Source organism: Robbsia andropogonis (assembly GCF_000970345.1).
Taxonomy (GTDB): Bacteria; Pseudomonadota; Gammaproteobacteria; order Burkholderiales; family Burkholderiaceae; genus Robbsia; species Robbsia andropogonis.
Map to the genome: position 1 here is coordinate 1 of NZ_LAQU01000146.1, position 1,952 is coordinate 1,952.

The 1,952-nt window shown below is 53.4% G+C and carries 3 protein-coding genes; 1 reads left to right on the forward strand and 2 read right to left on the reverse strand.

What is annotated here, in order from left to right; all coding sequences use genetic code 11:
- Positions 1-76 precede the first annotated feature (76 nt).
- Positions 77-586, reverse strand: a complete 510-nt coding sequence (locus WM40_RS28390) for an MFS transporter (RefSeq protein WP_052738563.1) — start codon at positions 584-586, stop codon at positions 77-79.
- A 177-nt stretch (positions 587-763) separates the two neighbouring features.
- A complete protein-coding gene (locus WM40_RS28395; RefSeq protein WP_052738564.1) occupies positions 764-1,267 on the reverse strand; it encodes an MFS transporter in 504 nt (167 codons plus the stop codon).
- 112 nt (positions 1,268-1,379) lie between these two features.
- Here WM40_RS28395 and WM40_RS29325 point away from each other — a divergent pair.
- Positions 1,380-1,952, forward strand: a 573-nt coding sequence (locus WM40_RS29325; protein ID WP_236693724.1) for a LysR family transcriptional regulator, incomplete at its 3' end; no start/stop codon positions are given.

Below are 1,952 nucleotides of genomic sequence, written 5' to 3' on the forward strand. Positions count from 1 at the left end.
GCAACCGCAAACCCAATACCAGAACTGCCGCCGGTTACAACCAAATGCTTTCCTTGTAAATCCATTTTGAATCTCCTTAATTTTTGAGAGGCTCTGCCTCTAGGGTTGCGCTCGTGCTTCTTGTCACAAGACGACTTGCGAGAACAGCAGCAATGAAGAGCGGGAGAAGTGCCACGATGGTTGGTGCATACGGCGAGTACTTGCTCGCAATGCCTCCTATGACGGAACCTGCGGCAATTCCAATATTGAAAGCTGCGATATTCGTCCCGGATGCGACATCAGCATTGCTATTCGCGCGCTTGCGGGATGCATTGATTACCGTGTTTTGGAGCACCGGTACCGCGCCGAAAGAAGCCAGCCCCCAGACAGCCATCACGATCACCATCGCACGCATCGATGCAGCGAACACACAAGCCCCTCCCATCGCTATGGCCAGGCCGATAACAACCGTCAACGTCGCACTCCGGCTTCCGAACCTATCGACTAGCTTTCCCCCTATTGCATTGCCGATCGCAGCGCACACACCGTAGACCCCAAACATCGCCGTGATGCCCCCCGCAGCGAGGTGCGTTTCGCGCTCTAGCAACTACCGAGATATAGGTAAAGCCTGTGAACGAGCCAGCATAGGTCAATGCGGTCACAACCACCGGGTGCAATATCTGAATGTCTACTACCGTCGACCATATCAACTTAGCTTGTCGTTTCGTGTGAGTCTCAGCACTTGCGATGTTGTGAGTCAGCATTGAAAGCGCCGCCGCACTCATCAGGCCAAGCACGGCAATCGCAAAAAGATGGTCTGCCATGGAAATTTCCCACCGGCATACGTGCCCAGAGGCACACCAATCATCAAGGCAACCGTGAGCCCTGCGAAGACGTTTGCAATCGCTTTTCCGCTTCGCTGTGAACTTACGGAGGCTGCCGCCGTCGATGATGCCAACGCAATCACGACGCCATGCATCAGCCCAGCAACCAGCCGAGTAATGAGCAGCATAGGAAGTGAGCCGGAAAGCGCTGTGGCAAGATTTCCTGATGCAAACACGAGCATGCTCAGCATCAAGACTGTGCGTCGTGGTGCCCGACTCAAGATTGCGCTTAGTGTCGGAGCGCCGATGCTGACTCCGATGGCGTAGGCACCAATCATCATGCCGACCGAACTGACGGGCAACTTGGTCTGGATCGCGATGAAAGGCACAAGGCTAACCGCTACAAATTCGGCAAAGCCTAGTGCGAATGTGCACATGCTAAGTGCAATGAGCGTGGCTGTCATTGGGTACTCCGTCTATCGAAGTGAGCATCCTAATTTATTGCACAAAATATTATAATGTGTCTTTGCTAACAAACATTTTTGCACTATGGCAAATATGCGTGCGCTTGAAGGAATGCTTGAGTTCGTTGCTGTTGTTGAACGCGGCACATTCACCAGTGCCGCTCGACATCTTGACGTATCTGTCTCCCATGTCAGTCGCCAAGTCAGCAAGCTGGAGGCAAGACTTGGTGCGCAGCTGTTCGTGCGCAATACGCGGCAGATGCACATCACTGAAGCGGGAAAGCGCCTATTCGAAAAAAGCCACCCGCTACTTCAAGATTTACTCAGCGCCCAGGAGACAATCCTGGAGAACCGCGAAGCCATAGAAGGCACGATAAAAATTAGCTTGGCAGGCAAATACGCTGAAGATCGGTTGGTACCTGCGCTGACTAGGTTTTGTGCCGAACATACCGGAGTCCATCTCGATCTGGACCTGTCGGCACGCAATGTTGATTTGATGGCTGAGGGCTTTCATTTGGCCGTACGCATGGGGCCGATGGGGACAACTAGTTCGCTCACAGCGACAAGGCTGCTGTCAGTGCCGCTTCATGTGTTGGCCAAGCCTGCTTTGCTGCGCTCTCTACCGGAGATTCAAACGCCCAAAGACCTTCCTCCGGAATCATGCTTGCCACTAGTCAATCGACCG